Annotated in this window: 26 protein-coding genes; 12 read left to right on the forward strand and 14 right to left on the reverse strand. The window is 61.0% G+C overall.

The window, feature by feature from the left end; all coding sequences use genetic code 11:
- Positions 1-58: 58 nt before the first annotated feature.
- The 3 genes from ACM6IK_RS23225 to trxB form a co-directional block, all read right to left on the reverse strand.
- Complete coding sequence (locus tag ACM6IK_RS23225) at positions 59-766, reverse strand: arginyltransferase (RefSeq protein ID WP_414876166.1); 708 nt, start codon at positions 764-766, stop codon at positions 59-61.
- A gap of 56 nt (positions 767-822) precedes the next feature.
- Positions 823-1,503: a leucyl/phenylalanyl-tRNA--protein transferase gene (aat, locus tag ACM6IK_RS23230; protein ID WP_414876167.1), complete on the reverse strand. Its 681-nt coding sequence runs from the start codon at positions 1,501-1,503 to the stop codon at positions 823-825.
- Positions 1,504-1,565: 62 nt separating this feature from the next.
- On the reverse strand, positions 1,566-2,525 hold the full coding sequence (gene trxB, locus ACM6IK_RS23235; RefSeq protein WP_414876168.1) for a thioredoxin-disulfide reductase: 960 nt from the start codon (positions 2,523-2,525) through the stop codon (positions 1,566-1,568).
- Between the two features lie 306 nt (positions 2,526-2,831).
- On the opposite strand from trxB, the gene ACM6IK_RS23240 reads away from it, so the two are divergent.
- The 6 genes from ACM6IK_RS23240 to cysG all read left to right on the forward strand — a co-directional run bounded on the left by ACM6IK_RS23240 (position 2,832) and on the right by cysG (position 10,497).
- Complete coding sequence (locus ACM6IK_RS23240) at positions 2,832-5,243, forward strand: DNA translocase FtsK (protein WP_414876169.1); 2,412 nt, start codon at positions 2,832-2,834, stop codon at positions 5,241-5,243.
- Between the two features lie 67 nt (positions 5,244-5,310).
- Positions 5,311-5,934, forward strand: coding sequence for an outer membrane lipoprotein chaperone LolA (lolA, locus tag ACM6IK_RS23245; RefSeq protein WP_414876170.1), 624 nt, complete (start codon positions 5,311-5,313; stop codon positions 5,932-5,934).
- 174 nt (positions 5,935-6,108) lie between these two features.
- Entirely contained in the window at positions 6,109-7,431 is a 1,323-nt protein-coding gene (locus tag ACM6IK_RS23250; RefSeq protein WP_223549777.1) for a replication-associated recombination protein A, read from the forward strand.
- Positions 7,431-7,805 carry a fluoride efflux transporter CrcB gene (gene crcB / locus ACM6IK_RS23255; protein ID WP_223461591.1) on the forward strand — a complete coding sequence of 125 codons (375 nt, stop codon included), beginning with the start codon at positions 7,431-7,433 and terminating at the stop codon, positions 7,803-7,805. Before ACM6IK_RS23250 ends, crcB begins: the two co-directional genes overlap by 1 nt.
- Positions 7,806-7,821: 16 nt before the next feature.
- On the forward strand, positions 7,822-9,102 hold the full coding sequence (gene serS, locus ACM6IK_RS23260; RefSeq protein WP_414876171.1) for a serine--tRNA ligase: 1,281 nt from the start codon (positions 7,822-7,824) through the stop codon (positions 9,100-9,102).
- Positions 9,103-10,497, forward strand: a complete 1,395-nt coding sequence (gene cysG, locus ACM6IK_RS23265) for a siroheme synthase CysG (RefSeq protein ID WP_414876172.1) — start codon at positions 9,103-9,105, stop codon at positions 10,495-10,497.
- A 115-nt stretch (positions 10,498-10,612) separates the two neighbouring features.
- On the opposite strand, the gene ACM6IK_RS23270 is transcribed toward cysG, so the two are convergent.
- The 8 genes from ACM6IK_RS23270 to ACM6IK_RS23305 all read right to left on the reverse strand — a co-directional run bounded on the left by ACM6IK_RS23270 (position 10,613) and on the right by ACM6IK_RS23305 (position 14,889).
- On the reverse strand, positions 10,613-11,614 hold the full coding sequence (locus tag ACM6IK_RS23270; protein ID WP_414876173.1) for a glutathione S-transferase family protein: 1,002 nt from the start codon (positions 11,612-11,614) through the stop codon (positions 10,613-10,615).
- Positions 11,615-11,705: 91 nt separating this feature from the next.
- Positions 11,706-12,707 carry a glycosyl transferase family protein gene (locus tag ACM6IK_RS23275; protein ID WP_414876174.1) on the reverse strand — a complete coding sequence of 334 codons (1,002 nt, stop codon included), beginning with the start codon at positions 12,705-12,707 and terminating at the stop codon, positions 11,706-11,708.
- Positions 12,704-13,039, reverse strand: coding sequence for a TusE/DsrC/DsvC family sulfur relay protein (locus ACM6IK_RS23280; protein ID WP_046037873.1), 336 nt, complete (start codon positions 13,037-13,039; stop codon positions 12,704-12,706). The genes ACM6IK_RS23275 and ACM6IK_RS23280 overlap by 4 nt, the downstream gene beginning before the upstream one ends.
- Entirely contained in the window at positions 13,036-13,329 is a 294-nt protein-coding gene (gene tusB / locus ACM6IK_RS23285; protein WP_223453995.1) for a sulfurtransferase complex subunit TusB, read from the reverse strand. Before tusB ends, ACM6IK_RS23280 begins: the two co-directional genes overlap by 4 nt.
- Positions 13,329-13,691, reverse strand: a complete 363-nt coding sequence (gene tusC / locus ACM6IK_RS23290; RefSeq protein ID WP_414876175.1) for a sulfurtransferase complex subunit TusC — start codon at positions 13,689-13,691, stop codon at positions 13,329-13,331. The genes tusB and tusC overlap by 1 nt, the downstream gene beginning before the upstream one ends.
- A 1-nt stretch (position 13,692) precedes the next feature.
- The gene (gene tusD, locus ACM6IK_RS23295; RefSeq protein WP_414876345.1) at positions 13,693-14,085 is read right to left on the reverse strand and encodes a sulfurtransferase complex subunit TusD; all 393 of its coding nucleotides are present in this window, start codon (positions 14,083-14,085) and stop codon (positions 13,693-13,695) included.
- Positions 14,086-14,269: 184 nt separating this feature from the next.
- A complete protein-coding gene (locus tag ACM6IK_RS23300) occupies positions 14,270-14,620 on the reverse strand; it encodes a DUF6388 family protein (RefSeq protein WP_414876176.1) in 351 nt (116 codons plus the stop codon).
- Positions 14,621-14,640: 20 nt separating this feature from the next.
- Positions 14,641-14,889: a hypothetical protein gene (locus ACM6IK_RS23305; RefSeq protein ID WP_414876177.1), complete on the reverse strand. Its 249-nt coding sequence runs from the start codon at positions 14,887-14,889 to the stop codon at positions 14,641-14,643.
- A gap of 148 nt (positions 14,890-15,037) precedes the next feature.
- Between ACM6IK_RS23305 and ACM6IK_RS23310 the strand changes: the two genes are divergently transcribed.
- Positions 15,038-15,388 (forward strand): hypothetical protein, encoded by a 351-nt coding sequence (locus tag ACM6IK_RS23310; RefSeq protein ID WP_414876178.1) that lies wholly within the window; start codon positions 15,038-15,040, stop codon positions 15,386-15,388.
- Positions 15,389-15,514: 126 nt separating this feature from the next.
- Here the strand turns inward: ACM6IK_RS23310 and ACM6IK_RS23315 are convergent, their stop codons facing one another.
- Positions 15,515-15,940: a GNAT family N-acetyltransferase gene (locus tag ACM6IK_RS23315; protein ID WP_414876179.1), complete on the reverse strand. Its 426-nt coding sequence runs from the start codon at positions 15,938-15,940 to the stop codon at positions 15,515-15,517.
- Positions 15,941-16,107: 167 nt separating this feature from the next.
- On the opposite strand from ACM6IK_RS23315, the gene ACM6IK_RS23320 reads away from it, so the two are divergent.
- Entirely contained in the window at positions 16,108-16,701 is a 594-nt protein-coding gene (locus ACM6IK_RS23320; RefSeq protein WP_414876180.1) for an NUDIX domain-containing protein, read from the forward strand.
- Positions 16,702-16,872: 171 nt separating this feature from the next.
- On the opposite strand, the gene ACM6IK_RS23325 is transcribed toward ACM6IK_RS23320, so the two are convergent.
- Positions 16,873-17,388, reverse strand: a complete 516-nt coding sequence (locus tag ACM6IK_RS23325; RefSeq protein ID WP_414876181.1) for a methylated-DNA--[protein]-cysteine S-methyltransferase — start codon at positions 17,386-17,388, stop codon at positions 16,873-16,875.
- 136 nt (positions 17,389-17,524) lie between these two features.
- Here ACM6IK_RS23325 and ggt point away from each other — a divergent pair, with 136 nt between their 5' ends.
- Entirely contained in the window at positions 17,525-19,252 is a 1,728-nt protein-coding gene (gene ggt, locus ACM6IK_RS23330) for a gamma-glutamyltransferase (protein WP_414876182.1), read from the forward strand.
- A gap of 69 nt (positions 19,253-19,321) precedes the next feature.
- Positions 19,322-19,855, forward strand: a complete 534-nt coding sequence (locus ACM6IK_RS23335) for a cysteine hydrolase family protein (protein ID WP_414876183.1) — start codon at positions 19,322-19,324, stop codon at positions 19,853-19,855.
- A gap of 493 nt (positions 19,856-20,348) precedes the next feature.
- Here ACM6IK_RS23335 and ACM6IK_RS23340 read toward each other — a convergent pair whose 3' ends face one another.
- The gene (locus ACM6IK_RS23340; protein WP_414876184.1) at positions 20,349-21,251 is read right to left on the reverse strand and encodes a LysR family transcriptional regulator; all 903 of its coding nucleotides are present in this window, start codon (positions 21,249-21,251) and stop codon (positions 20,349-20,351) included.
- Positions 21,252-21,451: 200 nt separating this feature from the next.
- Between ACM6IK_RS23340 and ACM6IK_RS23345 the strand changes: the two genes are divergently transcribed.
- Both ACM6IK_RS23345 and ACM6IK_RS23350 read left to right on the forward strand, forming a co-directional pair.
- Entirely contained in the window at positions 21,452-22,951 is a 1,500-nt protein-coding gene (locus tag ACM6IK_RS23345; RefSeq protein WP_414876185.1) for a purine-cytosine permease family protein, read from the forward strand.
- Complete coding sequence (locus tag ACM6IK_RS23350) at positions 22,948-23,775, forward strand: nitrilase family protein (RefSeq protein ID WP_414876186.1); 828 nt, start codon at positions 22,948-22,950, stop codon at positions 23,773-23,775. Before ACM6IK_RS23345 ends, ACM6IK_RS23350 begins: the two co-directional genes overlap by 4 nt.
- Positions 23,776-23,806: the final 31 nt, after the last annotated feature.

The following is a 23,806-nucleotide window of genomic DNA, read 5'->3' on the forward strand; positions in this document are numbered from 1 at the left end:
AAGCGGCGTGCATTGTGCCCGAAAAGTGGGGTTTAAGCCAAGGGGTTTAGGGCTGGCTCTAGTTTAGAACCACCCAGCGCTGATTAATCAGCAACTCAATGGGGCGATATTGAGTCTTGTAGTTCATCTTTTTGCAGTTTTTGATCCAGTAGCCGAGGTAGACCGCCTCCAGCCCCAGCCGGCCGGCCTCGGCGATTTGCCAGAGGATTGCGTAGCGCCCAAGGCTGCGACGCTCTTCGGCGGGCTCGTAGAAGGTGTAGACCGCCGAAAGACCGTTCGGCAGTAAATCGGTGACGGCGACGGCCAGCAGCCGGCCGTTCAGGCGAAACTCATAAAAACGCGAAAACGGCAGGTCCCGCACCAGGAATGTCGAAAACTGGTCGCGACTTGGCGGGTACATGTCGCCATCGGCGTGACGCTGTTCGATATAGCGCTGGTAAAGGTCGAAGTACTCTTCGTTGAAGCGGGGCTTGGCGGGGCGCACCTGCAAATCCGCGTTGCGCTTGAAGATGCGTTTCTGTTGCCGGTTGGGTGTGAACTGTCCCACGGGAATACGCGCCGGAACGCAGGCATTGCAGTTCTGGCAATGCGGTCGGTAGAGATGGTCGCCACTGCGACGAAACCCCATCTCCGACAGGTCTGCATAGACATGCACATCCATGGGCTGACTAGGGTCGAGGAACAGGGTTGTGGCCTGCTCATCGGGCAGATAACTGCAAGAGTGCGGCTGAGTGGCATAGAACTTCAAACGCGCCAACTCGGTCATGATCAACCCTCGGATAGTGCTTTTGAATAAGTGTAAGCCACACGGGCAAAAGTCGCTCAGCAAACCCAGGTGGCGGTGTTGGGTTGGTCAAGGTGCCTGGCCAGATAATCGGCAAACTCGCGGCGCGCAATCGCCCGGGCGCCCAGGCTGTGCAGGTGGTCGGTAGGCATCTGGCAATCGATCAGCGCGAAGCCCGAGTCTTTCAGATGCCGCACCAGTGTGGCAAAACCGAATTTAGAGGCGTTGTCAGCGAGGCTGAACATGGACTCGCCGAAAAACAGCTGGCCCATTGCCAGGCCATACAACCCGCCGACCAGTTCATCCCCGTCCCACACTTCCACCGAGTGCGCGTGTCCACGCCTGTGCAGCTCGATGTAGGCGTCCTGCATGGCTTCGGTGATCCAGGTGCCGTCGGCGTACTCCCGGGGGGCTGCACAGGCACGTATGACGGCGGCGAAGTCCTGGTCAAAGGTCACTTGATAGCGTTGCTGGCGCAGCAGTTTGTTCAGGCTGCGCGAGACGTGCAGTTCGTCGGGAAACAAAACCGTGCGCGGATCCGGCGACCACCAGAGAATCGGCTGGCCTTCGGAAAACCACGGAAAGCAGCCGTGGCGATAGGCCAGGATCAGCCGATCGGCGGACAGATCGCCACCGGCAGCCAGAAGCCCGTTGGGGTCGCGCATGGCCTTTTCCAGCGGTGGGAAATGCAGGGTGTTGCGTTGTAACCAAGTCAGCATGGCATCCGGGCTTGCAGAAGGGGAGGGCAGTGGCGGGTGTTGGCCCGCCGTAAAGTTTGCCTTCAAACGACAGGAATGTCGTCGAGGTATTTTTCGGCGTCCAGCGCCGCCATGCAACCGGCCCCGGCAGACGTAACGGCCTGGCGATAAACGTGGTCGGCCACATCGCCGGCGGCAAATACACCTGCAATCGCCGTAGCGGTGGCATCGCCTTCGCTGCCACCCTTGACCAGCAGATACCCGTCGCGCATCTCCAGTTGGCCTGTGAACAGGTCGGTGTTGGGTTTATGGCCGATGGCGATAAACACCCCGGCCAGTGGCAGTTCTCTGGTTTCGCCGGTGTGGCTGTCCCGCAGGCGGGCGCCGGTCACGCCGCTGGCATCGCCGAGCACTTCATCCAGATTCTGGTTCCAGTGCAGGCGTACATTGCCGTTGGCGGCCTTTTCGAAGAGTTTGTCCTGGAGGATCTTCTCCGAGCGCAGCTTGTCGCGCCGATGGATCAGGTGCACTTCCTTGGCGATGTTCGACAGGTACAAAGCTTCCTCGACCGCGGTATTACCGCCGCCGACCACCGCAACCACTTGATTGCGATAGAAAAATCCATCACAGGTCGCGCATGCTGAAACCCCTTTGCCAGCGAACCTTTCTTCCGACGGCAGCCCCAGGTATTGCGCAGAAGCGCCGGTGGCAATGATCAGTGCGTCGCAGGTGTAAGTTGCGCCATCGCCGATCAGTTCGAACGGCCGTTGTTGCAACTTGGCGGTATGGATGTGGTCGTAAATGATCTCGGTGGCAAAGCGCTCGGCGTGTTTTTGCATGCGGTCCATCAGCACCGGTCCGGTCAGGCCTTCGACGTCGCCTGGCCAGTTATCCACCTCGACGGTGGTGGTGAGCTGGCCACCTGCCTGTATGCCGGTAATGACAACGGGCTTGAGGTTGGCGCGGGCGGCATAAACGGCTGCGCTGTAACCGGCGGGGCCGGAGCCCAGGATAATCAGGCGTGAATGCTTCGCTTCGCTCATAAAAACACCTCATAAGCCTTTGTCACAAAAGAGAATGCATGCTCAAATTGAACGGCATGTCATGTGCTGTTGACTATGCTACACCCAAGGGGCTCAAGCATGGCGTCGTGCGTACAAACCCGTACAATGCCCTGCGTGTTACCTATATTCAGTGCGCGCCGTGTTTATAAAAGCCGGGGCGCAGTGTTAAAAGTAGTCCCGGTTACGCGTGTTAACTTTTTTACCTGCCTGGATTGGGTAGTTTTTTGGCAGTTTTTATAGACATTCACCAGATGGACGCGCCATTGGCGCAGGAAAAGAAGCGTTTTGAAGAAATCCACCGCAGCACCTAAACCAGCCGTCGTTCCGCTCTGGCGCCAGCACTTGCACTACCGACTCAAGGAAGGTGCGCTGATCGCCATCGGTGCCTTGTGCCTGTTCCTGATGATGGCCTTGTTGACCTATGGCAAGGACGATCCGGGCTGGAGTCATAACAGCAAGATCGACGATGTGCAAAACTTCGGCGGTCCAGCGGGCTCCTACAGCGCCGACATCCTGTTCATGGTGCTGGGTTACTTCGCCTACATCTTCCCTTTGCTGCTGGCCATCAAGGCGTACCAGATCTTCCGCCAGCGTCACGAACCGTGGCAGTGGAGCGGCTGGCTGTTCTCCTGGCGCCTGATCGGCCTGGTGTTCCTGGTGCTGTCGGGTGCCGCTCTGGCTCATATCCATTTTCATGCCGCGACCGGTTTGCCGGCCGGTGCGGGCGGTGCGCTGGGCGAAAGCCTCGGCGACCTGGCCAGGAACGCCCTGAATATCCAGGGCAGCACGCTGCTGTTCATCGCGCTGTTCCTGTTCGGTCTGACCGTGTTTACCGACCTGTCGTGGTTCAAAGTCATGGACATCACCGGCAAGATCACCCTCGACCTGTTCGAACTGTTCCAGGGCGCGGCCAATCGCTGGTGGGCGGCCCGTACCGAGCGCAAACGGCTGGTCGCCCAGCTGCGTGAAGTCGACGACCGCATGGATGAGGTGGTTGCGCCGACCGTCACCGACAAACGCGAGCAAGCCAAGGTCAAGGAACGCCTGATCGAGCGTGAGCAAGCCCTGAGCAAGCACATGTCCGAGCGCGAGAAACAGGTGCCGCCGGTGATTGCGCCCGCGCCGCCAAAGCCCGTCGCGCCGAGCAAACGTGTCGAAAAAGAGAAACAGGCGCCGCTGTTCGTCGACAGTGCCGTGGAAGGCACCTTGCCGCCAATCTCGATTCTCGATCCCGCGGAAAAGAAACAACTCAATTACTCGCCTGAATCCCTCGCGGCGGTTGGCCACCTGCTGGAAATCAAGCTCAAGGAATTCGGCGTTGAAGTCACGGTGGATTCGATTCACCCGGGTCCGGTGATTACCCGTTACGAAATCCAGCCGGCGGCCGGCGTCAAGGTCAGCCGCATTTCCAACCTGGCCAAAGACCTGGCCCGTTCCCTGGCCGTGACCAGCGTGCGCGTGGTGGAAGTGATTCCTGGCAAGACCACGGTCGGTATCGAGATTCCCAACGAAGACCGGCAGATCGTGCGTTTCTCCGAGGTGTTGTCGACCCCCGAGTACGACAACTTCAAATCCCCGGTCACCCTGGCCCTGGGCCATGACATCGGCGGCAAGCCGGTCATCACTGACCTGGCGAAAATGCCGCACTTGCTGGTGGCCGGTACCACCGGTTCCGGTAAGTCGGTGGGTGTGAACGCGATGATTTTGTCGATCCTGTTCAAGTCCGGCCCGGAAGACGCCAAGCTGATCATGATCGACCCGAAAATGCTCGAACTGTCGATCTACGAAGGCATTCCGCACCTGCTGTGCCCGGTGGTCACCGACATGAAGGACGCCGCCAACGCTCTGCGCTGGAGCGTCGCCGAAATGGAGCGGCGCTACAAGCTGATGGCCAAGATGGGGGTGCGAAACCTGTCGGGCTTCAACGCCAAGGTCAAGGAGGCGCAGGACGCCGGCGAGCCGTTGAGCGATCCGCTGTACAAGCGCGAAAGCATCCACGACGAAGCGCCGCTCCTGCAAAAGCTGCCGACGATCGTGGTGGTGGTCGACGAATTCGCCGACATGATGATGATCGTCGGCAAAAAGGTTGAAGAACTGATCGCCCGTATCGCCCAGAAGGCGCGGGCGGCCGGTATCCACCTGATTCTTGCGACCCAGCGTCCGTCGGTAGACGTGATCACCGGTCTGATCAAGGCCAACATTCCGACCCGCATGGCGTTCCAGGTATCGAGCAAGATCGACTCGCGGACCATCATCGACCAGGGCGGTGCCGAACAGCTGCTGGGCCACGGTGACATGTTGTACATGCCGCCGGGCACCAGCCTGCCGATTCGTGTGCACGGTGCATTCGTGTCCGACGATGAGGTTCACCGCGTGGTGGAAGCCTGGAAGCTGCGGGGCGCGCCGGAATACAACGACGACATCCTCAATGGTGTCGAAGAGGCGGGCAGTGGCTTCGAAGGCAGCAGCGGTGGCGGCGACGGTGACGATCCCGAGGCCGACGCGCTGTACGATGAAGCCGTGCAGTTCGTGCTGGAAAGCCGTCGCGCCTCCATTTCCGCGGTTCAGCGCAAGCTGAAGATCGGCTACAACCGCGCCGCGCGCATGATTGAAGCCATGGAAATGGCCGGGGTCGTGACGTCCATGAACACCAACGGTTCGCGTGAAGTCCTGGCCCCGGGCCCGGTGCGCGACTGACCCGAGCATGAAAGGGGTGGCGCCCATTGGCGTCGCCCGCACTCCCACGAATGTTATGAGGACTCCCATGCGTCTGATCCGCATGCTGTTGCTGCCGGTACTGGCTTTGACCACGCTCCAGGCTAACGCCGATGACAAGGACGTGGCGCGCTTGACCCAACTGCTGGAAAAATCCAAGACGTTGACGGCCAACTTTTCGCAGCTGACCCTCGACGGCAGCGGCACCCAGTTACAGGAAACCAGCGGCGACATGACACTGCAGCGCCCGGGCCTGTTCTACTGGCACACTAATGCGCCGGCCGAGCAGACCATGGTATCCGACGGCAAGAAAGTCACTCTGTGGGATCCGGATCTGGAGCAGGCGACGATCAAGAAGCTGGACGAGCGTCTGACCCAGACCCCGGCTCTGCTGTTGTCCGGTGACGTGTCGAAGATCAGCCAGAGTTTCGACATCACCGCGAAAGAGGCGGGTGGCGTGATCGACTTCACCTTGAAGCCGAAAACCAAGGACACTCTGTTCGACAACCTGCGTCTGTCGTTCCGCAACGGTCTGCTCAACGACATGCAACTGATCGACAGCGTCGGCCAGCGGACCAATATCCTGTTCACCGGGGTGAAGGCCAACGAAGCAGTGCCAGCGTCCAAGTTCAAGTTCGACATCCCCAAGGGGGCCGATGTAATTCAGGAATAACCGGCTGACTCAAAACCTGTGGGAGCGAGCTTGCTCGCGATAGCGTCGGGTCAGTCGACATAGATGTTGAATGTGATGTCGTAATCGTCGGAGCGCCGCCCGGAGCAAGCTCGCTCCCACAGGGTCAGCGTTTTGGCGCAGGTATTAAATAACCCGAGGTTTTAACAGTACGTCATGGACCTGTTTCGCAGCACCCCCATTGCCCAGCCCTTGGCCGCCCGTCTGCGCGCGGCCAACCTGGACGAGTACGTCGGTCAGGAACACGTGCTCGCTCGCGGCAAGCCCTTGCGCGAAGCGCTGGAGCAGGGTGCCCTGCATTCGATGATTTTCTGGGGCCCGCCGGGCGTGGGCAAAACCACCCTGGCGCGGTTGCTCGCGGAAGTTTCGGATGCGCACTTCGAAACGGTCTCGGCGGTGCTGGCCGGGGTCAAGGAGATCCGTCAGGCGGTGGAAATCGCCAAGCAGCAGGCGGCGCAGTACGGCCGCCGTACCATCCTGTTCGTCGACGAAGTGCATCGCTTCAACAAGTCCCAACAGGATGCTTTTCTGCCCTATGTCGAGGACGGCACGCTGATTTTCATCGGCGCGACCACGGAAAACCCCTCGTTCGAACTCAACAACGCCTTGCTCTCCCGGGCGCGCGTCTATGTGCTCAAGAGCCTCGACGAAGCGGCCCTGCGCAAACTGGTACAGCGCGCACTGACCGAAGAGCGTGGCCTGGGCAAGCGCAACCTGACCCTCAGCGACGAAGGCTTCCAGATGCTGCTGTCGGCCGCCGATGGCGACGGTCGGCGTTTGCTCAACTTGCTGGAAAACGCCTCGGACCTGGCCGAGGACAACAGCGAGATCGGCACTGATCTGCTGCAAAGCCTGCTCGGCGATACTCGCCGGCGGTTCGACAAGGGCGGCGAAGCGTTCTATGACCAGATCTCCGCGTTGCATAAATCGGTGCGTGGCTCCAACCCCGATGGAGCGCTGTACTGGTTTGCGCGAATGATCGACGGCGGTTGCGACCCGTTGTACCTGGCCCGGCGCGTGGTGCGCATGGCCAGCGAAGACATCGGCAATGCCGACCCGCGCGCCCTGAGCCTGTGCCTGGCGGCCTGGGAAGTGCAGGAGCGCCTCGGCAGCCCCGAAGGCGAACTGGCAGTGGCCCAGGCCATCACCTATCTGGCTTGCGCGCCGAAAAGCAACGCGGTGTACATGGGCTTCAAGACCGCACTGCGCGCCGCCGCCGAACACGGCTCGCTGGAAGTGCCGCTGCACCTGCGCAACGCGCCGACCAAGCTTATGAAACAACTGGGCTACGGCGATGAATACCGTTATGCCCACGATGAGCCGGATGCCTACGCTGCCGGAGAAGACTATTTCCCGGAAGAACTCGACCCGATCCCGTTCTATCAGCCCGTGCCCCGTGGCCTGGAATTGAAGATCGGCGAAAAGCTCAATCACCTGGCGAAACTCGACCGTTCAAGCCCCCGGCAGCGGAGAAAATAGTGCTTCCAGCGATCGTTGCGGTTTCCGTCGGCGGGATGGCCGGCACTCTGTTGCGCTTTGCCGCGGGCAACTGGATCAACGCGAATTGGCCACGGCACTTCTATACCGCGACGCTGGCCGTTAATATCGTGGGCTGTTTGCTGATCGGTGTTCTATACGGTCTGTTTTTGATACGCCCGGAGGTGCCTTTTGAGATTCGCGCCGGGTTGATCGTTGGCTTCCTCGGGGGGCTGACGACTTTTTCATCCTTTTCACTGGATACGGTGCGCCTGCTGGAAAGCGGGCAGGTGCCGCTGGCCCTGGGCTATGCGGCGCTCAGCGTATTCGGCGGGCTGCTTGCCACCTGGGCCGGCCTGTCCTTGACCAAACTTTGATAAACGAGAAACCGACATGCTCGATTCCAAACTGTTACGTAGCAACCTTCAGGACGTAGCGGACCGCCTGGCATCCCGTGGCTATGCCCTGGATGTTGCGCGCATCGAAGCGCTGGAAGAACAGCGCAAGACCGTCCAGACCCGCACCGAAGCACTGCAGGCTGAACGTAATGCGCGTTCCAAATCCATCGGTCAGGCCAAGCAGCGCGGTGAGGACATCGCGCCGCTGATGGCGGACGTCGAGCGCATGGCGGGCGAATTGAGCACTGGCAAAGTCGAACTGGACGCGATCCAGAGCGAGCTGGACTCGATCCTGCTGGGTATTCCTAACTTGCCGCACGAATCCGTGCCGGTCGGCGAAGACGAAGACGGCAACGTCGAAGTGCGCCGCTGGGGCACGCCGACGGCCTTCGATTTCCCGGTTCAGGACCACGTGGCCCTGGGCGAGAAGTTCGGCTGGCTGGACTTCGAAACCGCCGCCAAGCTGTCCGGCGCCCGTTTTGCCCTGCTGCGCGGTCCGATTGCCCGTCTGCACCGTGCCCTGGCGCAGTTCATGATCAACCTGCACGTCACCGAGCACGGCTACGAAGAGGCCTACACGCCTTATCTGGTCCAGGCCCCAGCGCTGCAAGGCACCGGTCAGTTGCCGAAGTTCGAAGAAGACCTGTTCAAGATCGCGCGCGAAGGCGAGGCTGATCTGTACCTGATCCCGACCGCCGAAGTGTCGCTGACCAACATCGTCGCCGGCGAAATCGTCGACTCGAAACTGCTGCCGATCAAATTCGTCGCCCACACGCCGTGCTTCCGCAGTGAAGCCGGCGCATCGGGTCGCGACACCCGCGGCATGATCCGCCAGCACCAGTTCGACAAAGTCGAGATGGTGCAGATCGTCGAGCCGTCGCAGTCGATGCAAGCGCTGGAAGGCCTGACCGCCAACGCCGAGAAAGTCCTGCAACTGCTGGAACTGCCTTACCGCACCCTGGCGTTGTGCACCGGCGACATGGGCTTCAGCGCGGTCAAGACCTACGACCTGGAAGTGTGGATCCCGAGCCAGGACAAGTACCGCGAAATCTCGTCGTGCTCCAACTGCGGCGACTTCCAGGCCCGTCGCATGCAAGCGCGTTTCCGCAACCCGGAAACCGGCAAGCCGGAACTGGTGCACACCCTGAACGGCTCCGGCCTGGCCGTGGGTCGTACCCTGGTCGCGGTGCTGGAAAACTACCAGCAGGCTGACGGTTCGATCCGCGTACCGGACGTGCTGAAGCCGTACATGGGCGGCCTTGAGGTCATCGGCTAAATGAAGTATCTGCCGCTGTTTCACAACCTTCGCGGCAGTCGTGTGTTGGTCGTCGGTGGGGGGGAGATTGCCTTGCGCAAATCCCGTCTGCTGGCCGATGCCGGTGCGCTGCTGCGGGTGGTTGCACCTGAAATCGAAGCACAACTGCGCGAACTGGTTGCCGGCAGCGGTGGCGAGTGCCTGTTGCGTGGCTACGCCGAAACGGACCTGGACGGTTGCGGGCTGATCATTGCCGCCACCGACGACGAGGCGCTGAACGCACAAGTCTCCGCCGATGCCCATCGGCGTTGCGTGCCGGTCAACGTGGTGGACGCGCCGGCCCTGTGCAGCGTGATCTTCCCGGCCATCGTCGACCGTTCTCCGCTGATCATTGCAGTGTCCAGCGGCGGCGATGCGCCGGTGCTGGCACGCTTGATCCGCGCCAGGATCGAAACCTGGATTCCTTCCACCTACGGTCACCTGGCTGGTCTGGCGGCGCGTTTCCGTCATCAGGTCAAAGGCCTGTTTCCCGATGTGCAGCAGCGTCGGGCGTTCTGGGAAGATGTTTTCCAGGGCCCGATTGCCGACCGGCAACTGGCCGGACAGGGCGGTGAAGCCGAGCGGTTGTTGCAGGCGAAAATCGATGGCGAAGCACCAGTGGCTACCGGTGAGGTCTATCTGGTGGGCGCGGGGCCGGGTGACCCCGATCTGCTGACGTTCAAGGCACTGCGTCTGATGCAGCAAGCCGACGTGGTGCTGTACGACCGCCTGGTGGCGCCGGCGATTATCGAACTGTGCCGTCGCGACGCCGAGCGGGTTTACGTCGGCAAGCGCCGTGCCGATCACGCGGTGCCACAGGATCAGATCAACCAGCAATTGGTGGATCTGGCCAGGCAAGGCAAGCGTGTGGTGCGATTGAAGGGCGGTGACCCGTTCATCTTCGGTCGTGGTGGTGAAGAGATCGAAGAGCTGGCGGCCCAGGGCATCCCGTTCCAGGTCGTGCCGGGGATCACGGCGGCCAGCGGTTGTGCGGCCTACGCCGGGATTCCGCTGACTCACCGCGATTATGCGCAGTCGGTACGCTTTGTCACCGGGCACCTGAAGGACGGCTCCACCGATTTGCCCTGGGCTGATCTGGTGGCCCCGGCGCAAACCCTGGTGTTCTACATGGGGCTGGTGGGCTTGCCGATCATCTGCGAGCAGTTGATCAAGCATGGTCGCGGTGCCGATACCCCGGCAGCGTTGATCCAGCAGGGCACCACGGTCAATCAGCGAGTGTTTACCGGCACCCTGGCGGACCTGCCACGACTGGTGGCGGAGCATGAAGTGCATGCGCCGACATTGGTGATCGTGGGTGAAGTGGTGCAACTGCGCGAGAAACTGGCGTGGTTTGAAGGGGCTCAGGGGCAGGTCTGAAGATCGAGTTGCCCCCTTCGCGAGCAGGCTCGCTCCCACAGGGATTTGTGTGCGACACAGATCCAATGTGGGAGCGAGCCTGCTCGCGATGGGGCCTTCAATGACACTGAAGTGCTCAGGCCTTGCGCCAAACCCCTTTCCCGCTCAACCGCTCCCGATCATGGGCCGCGGTGAAGTCCTGGGCCGGCCCTTTCGGCACCACACCCGTCGGGTTGATGGTGCGGTGGCTGGCGTAGTAGTGGTTCTTGATGTGGGTGAAGTCCACCGTCTCGGCCACCCCCGGCCACTGATAGATCTCGCGTAGCCAGTTCGACAGATTCGGATAATCGGCAATCCGCCGCAGGTTGCACTTGAAGTGCCCGTAGTACACCGCATCGAAGCGAATCAGCGTGGTGAACAGGCGAATGTCCGCTTCGGTCAGGTACTCGCCCGCCAGGTAACGGTTGGCACCCAGCAGCAGCTCCAGTCGGTCCAGCTCGGCAAACACATCATCGAACGCTTCTTCATAAGCCAGTTGTGATGTGGCAAACCCGGCGCGGTACACGCCATTGTTCACCGCCGGATAAATCCGCTCGTTCAACGCATCGATCTCACCGCCCAGCGGCGCCGGGTAGAAGTCCAGGTCGTTACCGGTCAAATCGTCGAAGGCACTATTGAACATGCGGATGATTTCCGATGATTCATTGCTGACGATGCGCTTTTGCTGTTTGTCCCACAGTACCGGTACGGTGACGCGGCCGGTGTAGTCGGCGGTGTCGGCGGTGTAGCGCTGGTGCATGAAGTCGAAGTGATCGAGCTTGTCGCCGGTCGAACCCAGGTTCTGGTCGAAGGTCCAGCCGTTTTCCAGCATCAACCAACTGACCACCGAAACGTCGATCAGGTTTTCGAGGCCTTTGAGTTTACGCAGGATCAGCGTGCGATGGGCCCACGGACAGGCCAGGGACACGTACAGGTGATAGCGCCCCGGTTCGGCCGCAAAACCGCCGACGCCGGTCGGTCCGGGCTTTCCGTCAGCGGTCAACCAGTTGCGACGCTGCGCCTGTTCACGCTGGAACGCACCGTCCTTGCTGCTTTCGTACCACTTGTCCTGCCAGCGGCCATCCACTAACAAACCCATGTTCAAGACTCCCGAAACCCATAATCGTTGGGGTTGAGTCTATTCCGATGAGTTCGAACAAAAAGCGCAAAGATCGGGCGTAAATTATCGATTAAATCGATTTGTCCCGCGCGGCCCAGTATTTTTCAGCGGTTTCGAAGGCCTGTTCGCGGCTCTGGCCCAGGCCACGCAGGGCCAAGGCCATGGTCGAGATCAGGGCCATTTGCGGGTAGCTGTCGACCGCGTCGCCACGCCACACCGCTTTCAAGTGCTCGGGATCGAGCGATGCGGGTTTGACGTGACGCTGCGCGGACAGCTGCGGCCATTCCTCATCCCAGCTCTCGCCCCCGCTCGTACCGTACAGGTGACTGTCGGCGTCCGGGTTGATCTCGATTTCGCCGCCATCGCCCTTGATCACGATGGCGGTATCACCGAGCAGTCCACTGGCGTCGCGATGCACGGCCTGATAGCCAGGGTGGAAAATGCTCTGCAGGCCGCAACGCGCGCCCAGCGGATTGAGAATCCGCGCCAGCGAGTGGATTGGCGAGCGCAGGCCCAGGGTGTTGCGCAGGTCGATCATGCGTTGCAGTTGTGGCGCCCAGTCCATCAGTGGCATGAACGCCAGCCCGCCGTTATCCAGTGCCGAGCCGACCTGTTGCCAGTTGCGGCACAGCGGGATGTTCAATTCGCCCAGCAGTTGCTCGCTGTACAAGCGGCCGGCCGTGTGGGCACCGCCGCCGTGCATGAAAATCCGCACGCCGTTTTGCGCCAGGCACTTCGCGGCCAGCAGATACCACGGCAGATGGCGTTTTTTGCCGGCGTAGGTCGGCCAATCCAGATCCACCGCCAGCGCCGGAGGATTCAGGCGTTCGCGCAAGGCCTCGGTGAAGCCCGCCATCTCTTGCGCGCTTTCTTCCTTGTGCCGCAACAGCATCAGGAATGCGCCGAGTTGGGTTTGCTCGATCTTTTCATCGAGCACCATGCCCATGGCCTCGCGGGCCTCGACCCGGGTCAGGTCACGGGCGCCGCGTTTGCCTTTGCCAAGGATCCGCACGAACTGGGCGAACGGATGCTCGGCGGGTGTTTCGAGTGTCAATGCTGGGTAATCAGTCATAAGCAATTCGTCGGTTTGGGCAGGCCCGCCAGTTTCGCGGCGAGTTTGGCGGGAGTGCCTTTGAACAGTCGGTTCAGGTGCAGGCTGTTGCCTTTTTCCGGGCCGAGTTTCAGGGCGGTGTACTTGATCAGCGGACGGGTGGCCGGCGACAGCTGGAACTCGGCGTAGAAACTGCGCAGCAATTCGAGGACTTCCCAGTGTTCGGGCGTCAACTCAATGTCTTCGGCAGCCGCCAGGGCGCTGGCGACATCGGCTGACCAGTCACTCAGTTCGACCAGGAAACCGTCCTTGTCCAGTTCGATGGCGCGGGCGCCGACCGTCAATGCATTCATAGCCAACTGTTGACCTTGTCGTAGTGAATCGACAGTTCGACGAAGGCCGGGTAATCGATGGCGCGGGCCCAGTCTGGAACCGCAAGCGCACGGGCCTGGGCATCTTCAGCCAGGACGAACAGCTTCAGGCCGCGTGCGCTGAGTGTCGTGAACGGTGCGGTGCCTGGCTGCAACGCATAGGCGGCATCTCCGGACAGCAGCAACCCGTCGTTGGCCCCGATCACGCGCAGGCAACTGGTCAGGCGTTCGTCGCCGAACGGGGAATGAGACAACACATGCAAAGTCGACATCAGAGGGTGATCACCTGGTCGTAACGGTCAATGAGGGCGGTGATTTCATGGGTGGCCAACACCTGGGCTTCTTCCAGCGACAGGCCGCTGGGGTCGAGGCCGCGCTGGGTGATGCTGTCGCCGCAGGCGAACAGTTCCTCGACACCGAACATCGGCAGGGCTTGCAGATTGGCGCTCAGGTCTTTCTGTTGCAAGGCCTTGGCGTTCTGACCGGCGGCCAGCTGGAATACGCCGTCATCGAGAAACAACAGGCCAATCGGCAGATCGAAGGCACCCCCGGCCAGCACGATATCCAGTGCTTCCCGCGCGCCCGGGCCGGACCAGGGCGACTGGCGGCTGATGATCAACAAGGATTTGGCCATGTCATGCGCCTCCGAAACAGATCAAGCGGTCGGCATCCTGCGTTGCATCATGCAATTGGCCCAGGCCGGACAACTCCCACGGTGCACCGACGGCAACCGCCTCGCGCTGATAGCGCCTGGCCTCTTCCTCGTTCAACACGCCACGACGCAGCGCGGCGGCGATGCACACCACGCCATCGAGTCGATGGTCGCTGACAAAGGTGCGCCAGTGCCTGGGCAAGTCCAGTTCATCCTGGGGCGTGACCACGCTGCCGGACGCGTTGTAGACGCCATCCTGGTAGAAAAACAGCCGGACAATCTCATGCCCGCCGGCCAGCGCCGCTTGGGCGAACAGCAAGGCGCGGCGCGAGGAGGGCGCATGGGCGGCACAAAACACGGCGATGGCGAACTTCATGGTGCACTCGATCAGCGAAACTGCGGCCATGATAATGCTTTATCGGCGGGGCGGCTAAAGTGATGTTGTCTGTGCGGGCCTCTTCGCGGGCAAGCCCGCTCCCACAGGGGACCGAGTCTTTCCAGATAAACACGATCAACTGTGGGAGCGGGCTTGCCCGCGATGACGGCCTGGAGGACACCGCTCAGTGCGGACTTGAACGCGGTTGCGGTTCTATCCCGTACAGGTCGCAATACTCCAGCCAATCCATCCCGGCCATTTCCGCGACTTCTCGGTGTACTTCAAGGCGCTGGGCCTCATAGTCCAGAGGGGTGGCGGCGGTCAATTTGAGGGTCAGTTCCCAGGCGAACAATCCTAGCCGTTCTGCCTCGGCTTCGAAGGCCTCATGCAAGCGTTCGTCACGGTACTGCGCCGGGGTTTCGCCCTTGACCTGGGCCAGCAACGGGTTGAGATGATCGAGGTCGTGGCGCAACTCGGGGCGTTCGTCGAGAAACCGCTTCAGTGCCTGTTCATATTGTTGCTCGGTTGCCGCCATGGTCACTCCTTGAGTGGGGGTTACAAAGACTGCTTCTTGCTGGCCTTGGCCGCAGCTGCCAGGCATTCGAGGGCAAACTGTTCGGTGTAGGTCATCTGGATCGGCGTGGTTTCGCCTTTGACGGTTCTTTCGCCGTCGAGGATGTAGCGAATCCGCTTGTCGGTGACGCCGATTCTCTTGGCGATCCAGGAAGGCGTCTGACCGATCTGGCTGATCAGCTTGTCGGCATATTCAGTGCTCGGTTTGTAGAACTCGGCATTAGGTGTCATCAGATTTCCAGTCAGGGGGGCGATGCGGCGTTATTGGCGCGACAGGGTGCGCGAATCGTTGCGCGCTGTCGCGGTATAAATGCAGTAAAGCAGAACGATACGGCCTGCCAGGGTGATAAAGTCCGCTTTTTCCTGATGAGTGAATGCAATGCGAATTCTGATGGTGGCGCTGGCCGTGACGTTGCTGGCGGGATGCGCCGGCTCGGCGATGAACGACGCCCGCACCAAGGCCCCATACAAGACCCTGAACTCGGAAAAACCGGCCAAAGACGTCGCCCAGTGCGTGCAGTTTTCCTGGCAGGACGAGGCCGTGTTCGGCGTCGATGCCGCTGCCTATTTGCAACCAGGGGATAAGGGCGGCACGACCGTTTACACCCGTTCGGCGGAGTCTTTCGTCGACGTGACCACCGATGCCTCAGGCACGGTGTTGAGCTACTACGCACAGAAGGACGACTTCGTGGCCAAGCGCCGGTTGGCGGCGTTGGCGACTTGCCTGTGATCTGATGGCTAGCGCAACCCCCCTGTGGGAGCGAGCTTGCTCGCGATAGCGGAATGTCTTCAACATAGATGTCGACTGACCTGACGCCATCGCGAGCAAGCTCGCTCCCACAGGTTTTGTGTCGAGTCAGTAATTCAGGCGCTTCTGGAAGAAGAAGTGCTTGTGCCCCGGCGGGTAATCGGCAATGTGGCCGATCTCGCTGTAGCCGCATTTCTTGTAGAAGTCCGGCGCCTGGAATTCAAAGGTGTCGAGCCACAGCCCGACGCAGCGTCGTTCCCGCGCCAGGTCCTCGGCCATCTGCATCAGTTTCGAACCCAGGCCCTGTCCCCGGGCCTGTTCCGGCACCACCAGCAAGTCGATGTACAGCCACTGGTAAAACAATCGGCCATGCAGGCCGCCAAGGATCTCGTCGTTGTCGTCGCGCACCAGCAAGGCGATGTGCTCAGGCACGTTGCCTTCGGCTTTCGAGCCGTTGTACGCGCGCAATGGCTGGAGGATGGCCAGGCGTTGTTCTTCCGTGGGGTTTTGCGACAGTTCGATACGCAGGTTCATGGCTATATCCATATGGCATTGAAACCGCAGCCTATCCCGGTCGCAGCGATTGTTCCATCCCCGGAAAAGTTGAACCGTCGCCAACGCGCAGCTTGCCTGAGGGGGGCAAAGGCCGTCCGTTTTCACTTAACATGTGGACCCTCAGACTAATAACAGGACGCGTTGTCATGTCGAACACAGCCGAGCGAGTCAACATCCTTGAGTCTCAGGTGTTGTCCCACGACTGGTACCTGCTCAGGAAAGTCACCTTCGATTACCGCCGCAATAACGGCGAGTGGCAACGCCAGACGCGGGAGGTCTACGACCGGGGCAACGGCGTGGCGATTCTCTTGTACAACCGCAAAAAGAAAACCGTGGTACTGACCCGGCAGTTTCGCTTGCCGGTGTTCGTCAATGGTCACGATGGCCTGTTGATCGAAGTGGCGGCGGGGCTGCTGGAAGGCGCGGCGCCTGAAGACCGCATCCGCGATGAAGCCGAGGAAGAGACCGGTTACCGCGTGCACCATGTGCAGAAGGTGTTCGAGGCCTACATGAGCCCGGGTTCGGTGACGGAAAAGCTGCACTTTTTCATCGCTGAATACGATGCGACCTCGAAAGTCAGCGCCGGCGGCGGGCTGGAGGCGGAAACCGAAGAGCTGGAAGTGCTGGAGTGGGCGTTCGAGGATGCGCTTGAAGCGTTTTACCGTGGCGAAATCTGCGACGCCAAGACCATCATGCTGTTGCAGTATGCGGCGATGAAAAACCTCTTCGCCCCAACCTGACTCTATGGTGCAGACATTCCCTTGTGGCGAGGGGGCTTGCCCCCGTCCGGCTGCGTAGCAGTCGTAAAAAACGGAGAACGCGACCTTTCTGGAATACAGGGGATGTATGGATTTGGGACCGCTTCGCGGTCCAACGGGGGCAAGCCCCCTCGCCACAAAAGCGGTGTTCCGTTAAAACAGGTCATCCATACGGCTCGCCCCTGACCACTCACCACCTTCGAGCGTCAGCAACAACTCCTTCGCCTCAAGCCCCCCGGCAAACCCGGTGAGCTTGCCCGACGCACCAATCACCCGGTGACACGGCGCCACGATCGAGATCGGGTTCTTGCCATTCGCCGCACCCACCGCCCTGACCGCCGCCGGGTTGCCGATCTGTTCGGCGATCTGGCTGTAGCTGCGGGTCTCGCCGAACGGGATGGTCAGCAGCGCCGTCCAGACCTTCTTCTGAAATTCCGTACCGGCAAAATCCAGTTCCAGTTCGAAGCGATCGCGAGTGCCGGAAAAATATTCTCGCAACTGCGCAGCCGTGCGCACCAGGATCGGGTTGTCCGGCGCTTCGTTCATCGGACCGAGGCGCACCCGGCCGGGTTTGTCGTTTTCCCAGAGGATGGCCGCCAGTCGCGAGCCGTTCGCCACCAGCTTCAACTGGCCCACGGGTGAAGCCACGGTGGTGCAGGTATAGGTCATGCCAGGGCTCGCGCAAAATTGCTGAACAGGCGTTAAGGATACTGCCTCGACGGGGAGGCGCAATACGTAAACCCGACCATACTTGCCTACGGTTTTCGAAACGTTCCCCTGTTCAATAACAAGAAGAGACCGACTGATGAAGTACGAACCTTTTGCCAAGTCGCTGATTGCGACCTCATTGGCACTCAGCTGCCTGACTGCTCACGCCGCCTCTGTGGCTCCGGCTACCGGGGAAAACGGCATGGTGGTCACGGCCCAGCACCTGGCCAGCCATGTGGGCGTAGATGTGCTGAAGAAAGGCGGCAACGCCGTGGATGCGGCGGTCGCGGTCGGCTATGCACTGGCGGTGGTGTACCCCGCGGCAGGCAACCTCGGCGGCGGCGGTTTCATGACCATTCAACTGGCGGACGGGCGCAAGACCTTCCTCGACTTCCGTGAAAAAGCCCCGCTGGCCGCTACCGCCAACATGTACCTGGACAAGGAGGGCAACGTCGTTCCCGATCTGAGTACCCGTGGCCACCTGGCCGTGGGCGTGCCGGGCACCGTTTCGGGCATGGAACTGGCGCTGTCCAAATACGGCACCAAACCGCGCAAGGAAATCATCGCCCCGGCCATCAAGCTGGCTGAAGACGGCTTTGTGCTGGAGCAGGGCGACGTCGATCTGCTGGACTACGCCACCGACATGTTCAAAAAGGACATGAAGGATTCCGGCTCGATCTTCCTGAGCAAAGGCGAGCCGATGCAGGTCGGCCAGAAACTGGTGCAAAAGGACCTGAGCAAGACCCTGCGGGAGATCTCCGAGAAAGGCACCGACGGTTTCTATAAAGGTTGGGTGGCCGATGCCATCGTCACCTCAAGCCAGGCCAACAAGGGCATCATCACCCAGGCCGACCTCGACAAATACAAGACCCGCGAACTGGCGCCCATCGAGTGCGACTACCGTGGCTACCACGTGGTCTCGGCACCGCCGCCGAGCTCCGGCGGCGTGGTGATCTGCGAGATCATGAACATCCTCGAAGGCTATCCGATGAAGGATCTGGGCTACCACTCGGCCCAGGGCATGCACTATCAGATCGAAGCGATGCGCCACGCCTATGTGGACCGCAACAGCTACCTGGGTGACCCGGATTTCGTGAAGAACCCGATTGCCCATCTGCTGGACAAGAACTACGCGACCAAGCTGCGCGAAGCGATCAAACCACAAAAAGCCGCGGTATCCAGCGAACTCAAGCCCGGTGTAGCGCCCCATGAAGGCAACAACACCACCCATTACTCCATCGTCGACAAATGGGGTAACGCGGTGTCGGTGACCTATACCCTCAACGACTGGTTCGGTGCCGGCGTGATGGCGAGCAAGACCGGGGTCATCCTCAACGATGAAATGGACGACTTCACCTCGAAAATCGGCGTGCCGAACATGTACGGCCTGGTGCAGGGCGAGGCCAACGCCATCGCGCCCGGCAAGGCGCCGTTGTCGTCCATGAGCCCGACCATCGTCACCAAGGACGGCAAAGTGGTGATGGTGGTCGGTACGCCGGGTGGCAGCCGGATCATCACCGCGACCTTGCAGACCATGCTCAACGTGATCGACTACGGCATGAACATCCAGGAAGCGGTGGATGCACCGCGGTTCCACCAGCAGTGGCTGCCGGAGGAAACCAACCTGGAAGCTTTCACCACCAGCCCGGACACGGTGAAAATCCTCGAAAGCTGGGGGCACAAGTTCGCCGGTCCACAGGATCCCAACCACCTGGCGGCGATCCTGGTCGGCGCGCCATCCCTGGGCGGCAAACCGGTCGGCAAGAACCGTTTCTACGGGGCGAATGACCCACGGCGTAACACCGGGTTGTCGCTGGGTTATTGAGGGTTGTGTCTGGAGGGGGACGAGCTTATGTTCGTCCCCTGATCACTCGGCATATCAAGGAAGGACATCATGACCACTGCGTTGTTAATCATCGACGTTCAACAGGCTTTGTGTTCCGGTGAATATGAGTGTTTCGAGATCGGACGGGTTATCGACACCATCAATGACCTTTCTGCCCGGGCGCGCAAGGCGGGAGCGCCCGTGGTACTGATCCAGCACGAAGAAACCGGCAGCCCGCTGGCGCATGGCGCTGCCGGCTGGCAACTGGCCGAAGGGCTGCAAACCTCGCCCAAGGACCATCGCGTGCGCAAGACCACCGGGGACTCGTTCTACCAGACCAATCTGCAAAAACTGTTACCGGAAGAGGACTTCGAGCGCCTGGTCATCTGCGGCCTGCAGACTGATTACTGCGTCAATGCCACCGTGCGCCAGGCGCTGAAACTGGGCTACGACGTGGTGCTGGCGGGCGACGCCCATTCCACCGTCGACAACGGCAACCTCAACGCCGAAGACATCATTGCCGAGCACAACAAGGACCTGGCGCACCTGACCGGTTCCGTGGCGCGGATCGATGTGATACCGGCCAAAGACATCCATTTCTGAAACCACCCTGTTTCCCTGTGGGAGCGAGCCTGCTCGCGATGAGGCCAGCACATTCAACATTGATATCGTCTGACCCACCGCCATCGCGAGCAAGCTCGCTCCCACAGTAATTTCGGTCGCTTGCAGATTTTGCGTACACCCACCACCCCCTGTGGGAGCGAGCTTGCTCGCGATGAGGCCAGCACATTCAACATTGATATCGTCTGACCCACCGCCATCGCGAGCAAGCTCGCTCCCACAGTAATTTCGGTCGCTTGCAGATGTCGCGTACACCCACCAACCCCTGTGGGAGCGAGCCTGCTCGCGATGAGGCCAGCACATTCAACATTGATATCGTCTGACCCACCGCTATCGCGAGCAAGCTCGCTCCCACAGTAATTTCGGTCGCTTGCAGATGTCGCGTACACCCACCAACCCCTGTGGGAGCGAGCTTGCTCGCGATGGCGTCGTTACAGCCGGCACCGGGTTGGCTGACCCACCGCTCACACAGGACCTAAACCGCTCCGAAAATCTCCGTCAGCTCATTCAGGAATGCACTCACCAGGTCCCGCTGCCGCGCCGAATGCCGCACGGCCGCATGAAAGCTCACCTCATAGCGCAACAGGTCCGGATTCAGCGGATGCAACTGCCCCAGTTGTTCATGACGGGTCGCGTAGTGCTGCGGCAGAAACCCCAGGTGCTGGCCGGACAGGATCAGCAGGGCCGCGCCGTCCATGCTGTCGGTGAGCACGGTCAGGCGTTCGATGGACGTGGGGGCCGGCATTTCCGGCAGTGGATGGCTCGGCCAGACCCAGTCAAACCCGCTGACATCCTCCCGGGTCAGTGCACCGACTTGCCCGAACAGCGGATGCGAGGGCGCGCAGTAGGCAATCTGGGTTTCCGGGAACAGCGGGAAATAATCGATGCCGGGCAAGCGATGCCAGAAGTAACCGATGGCCAGGTCGATATGGCCGTTGATGATTTTTTCTTCCAGCAGCGACGACGACAGTTCGGTGAAATGGAAGTACAGCCCCTCGTGTCGCGCCCGCAAACGGGCAATGGCCTGGCCGATTTTCTTGTTCGCCACCGGGTCGATTTGCCCCAGCAGGCCGATGTTGATGCTGCCCGAGACTTTGCGGTTGATGTGTTGCACCTCGACCCGGAAACCTTCGGCCGCCGCCAGCAAGCGCCGGGCCGCCTCGATGAACTGAGTGCCTTTGGGCGTTACCGAAAACCCGCCGCGCCCGCGTTCGCACAGACGGAAACCGACCCGCGCTTCCAGCGTCGCCAACTGCGCGCTGATCGTGGGTTGCGTGGTGTTGAGGGCGGTTTGCGCCGCCGAGATGCCGCCCGCCTCGACGACGGTCAGAAATACCCGGATCAGACGCAGATCCAGCTCCGTTACAGTTCCCAGCATGGGGGCTCCCGATTCTCGCTTACATAGATACTGATCTATGTGAACAGTGTGCCTGCGATATTTTATTGCCGGAACTCACGCCCTACATTGCTGTGAAACCAGCGTCATCGTCAGCTTATTTCTGGAGTTTCACCTGATCTGGACGTCGTAGCGAGCGCTGTACCCACAAAAATAACAATCAACAGCATAGGAACAATCGTATGTCAGGTTCCCCAGTGTCTGCGCACGCCACCGAGGCGAGCGGCGGGTTGGCCATCGAAGGCCACTCCATCGACTACATCCCGGAAAACGAACGTCACGCCAAACTCAGCAGCCAGGGGCCATTCTGGTTTCTCGGCAACTTCCACTTCTTCACCATCTCCATCGGCTTTGTCGGCCCGAGCCTCGGCTTGTCGGCGCTGTGGACCATGCTCGCCGGTGCCCTGGGCATCATGTTCGGCACCATCTTCATGGCGTTCCACGGCTCCCAGGGCCCGGAAATGGGCCTGCCGCAGATGATCCAGTCCCGCGCCCAGTTCGGCTATCGCGGGGTGATCCTGGCGCTGATGGCGACGATGTTTGTGTTCGTCGGTTTCAACGTGGTGAACATTTCGCTGATCATGAACGGCCTTGAACATGTGTTCGGTATTGATCCGACCCTTGTCGCCGTGGCCGTGGTGCTGATCGGCGCGCTGTTGTCGATCTACGGCCACGACTTGATGCACAAGGCCTTCAAGTGGGCCTTGCTGGCGACCTTGCCGCTGTACGCACTGGTGACCATCGCCCTGATGTTCGGTGCGGGTCAGGAAGGCGTCACGCCGGCGACCGACCTGGGCTTCAACTGGGTGGCCTTCGCCACGCTGTTCGCCATCGGTGCCAGCTACAACATCTCCTATGCGCCCTACGTGTCTGACTATTCCCGTTACCTGCCGAAAAACACCAGCCGGGCGAAACTGATCGCGGCGGTGTTCATCGGCGCCTCGTTGTCCGGCAGCTGGATGATCGGCCTCGGTGCCTGGCTGGCGCAGGAGCTGAAAGCGGCGGATGCGCTGGTGGCGCTGAATCAGGTCGGCTCCTCGATGGTGCCGGGGCTGGGCAATCTGCTGGTGATCGTCTCGGTGGCGGGTTTCCTGCCGATCATCGCGCTCAACACCTACAGCGCCATGCTGACACTGCTGACCGGTGTCGACTCGATCAAAAAAATCACCCCGACACCCCGTGCCCGTGTGCTGTCGATCAGTGTGATCAGCGTCATTGTGTTGACCTGCGTGCTGTCGATCAAAGGTGACGGCATCGCGCTGTTGAACACCTTCCTGGTGCTGTTGCTGTACTTCCTCGTGCCGTGGACCGCCGTCAACCTGGTGGACTACTTCTTCGTGCGCAAGGGCCGTTATGCGATCCCGCACTTCTTCACGCCGAAGGGCATCTACGGCGCCTGGCAATTTCGCGGCATCGTCTCGTACCTGATCGGCTTCGCCGCCATGGTGCCGTTCTTCTACATCTTCGATGCCGCCGCCGGCAAAGAGGTTTTCGTTGGCCCGCTGGCGCGGGTGCTGGAAGGCGTGGACATCGCCTGGCTGGTGGGCCTGGTGGTTTCGGGCCTGACCTATTACCTGCTCAGTCGCTCGCTTGATCTGGCCGCCGAACGCCGGGTGATCGATGCGCTGAGTGAAAGCGACATCGTCGCCATGACCCATTCATCTGCGGAGGCAGGGCGTTGAGCCGTGTAAAAAATACCGTGGTCGCCTGTTGCCAACTGGCACCGAAAATCGGCGACCTGGCCTACAACCGCACGCTCACCGAACGTGCGATTCGCCAGGCAGCCTTACAGGGCGCCCAGGTCGTGGTGCTGCCCGAGCTGGTGCAGAGCGGTTACCTGTTCACCGACCGCTTTGAGGCGCTGTCGCTGGCGGAAACCACTGATGGCCCGGCATTGCAGCTTTGGCAGGTGTTGGCCCGTGAGCTGAACCTGGTGATCGTCGGCGGATTCTGCGAGCGCCTGCCCGGTGATGAGCTGGCCAACAGCGCGGCGATGATAGACGCCAACGGCCTGCGCGCGGTGTACCGCAAGGCGCATCTGTGGGATGCCGAGAAGGACATCTTCACGGCCGGCGATGCGCCACCGCCGGTGGTCGAAACGGTGCATGGACGCTTCGGCATGCTGATTTGCTACGACCTGGAATTCCCCGAGTGGGTGCGTCTACCGGCGCTGGCCGGGGCCGATCTGTTGTGCGCGCCGGTCAACTGGCCCGACGGTCCGCGGCCGCAGACCGAGCGCCCGGCCGAAGTGCTGCGGGTGCAGGCCAACGCCTCGGTCAACCGCATGTTCATCGCCGCCTGCGATCGTTATGGCCATGAACGTGGGGTCGGCTGGGTCCAGGGTTCGGTCATCGTCGATGCCGACGGCTACCCGTTGGCCGGGCCGGCGGAGCAGGGTGGCGAGCAGATGTTACTGGCCACCCTGAACCTCGCAGAAGCGCGCAACAAACGCATCAGCGCGCGTAATGACTTGCATCGGGACCGCAGGCCGCAGTTGTACGGTTGAGCGGCTGTTTGTAACCGCTGATGTCACGGCG

Source organism: Pseudomonas sp. IT-196MI5 (genome assembly GCF_949767415.1).
In the GTDB taxonomy this organism is placed as follows: domain Bacteria; phylum Pseudomonadota; class Gammaproteobacteria; order Pseudomonadales; family Pseudomonadaceae; genus Aquipseudomonas.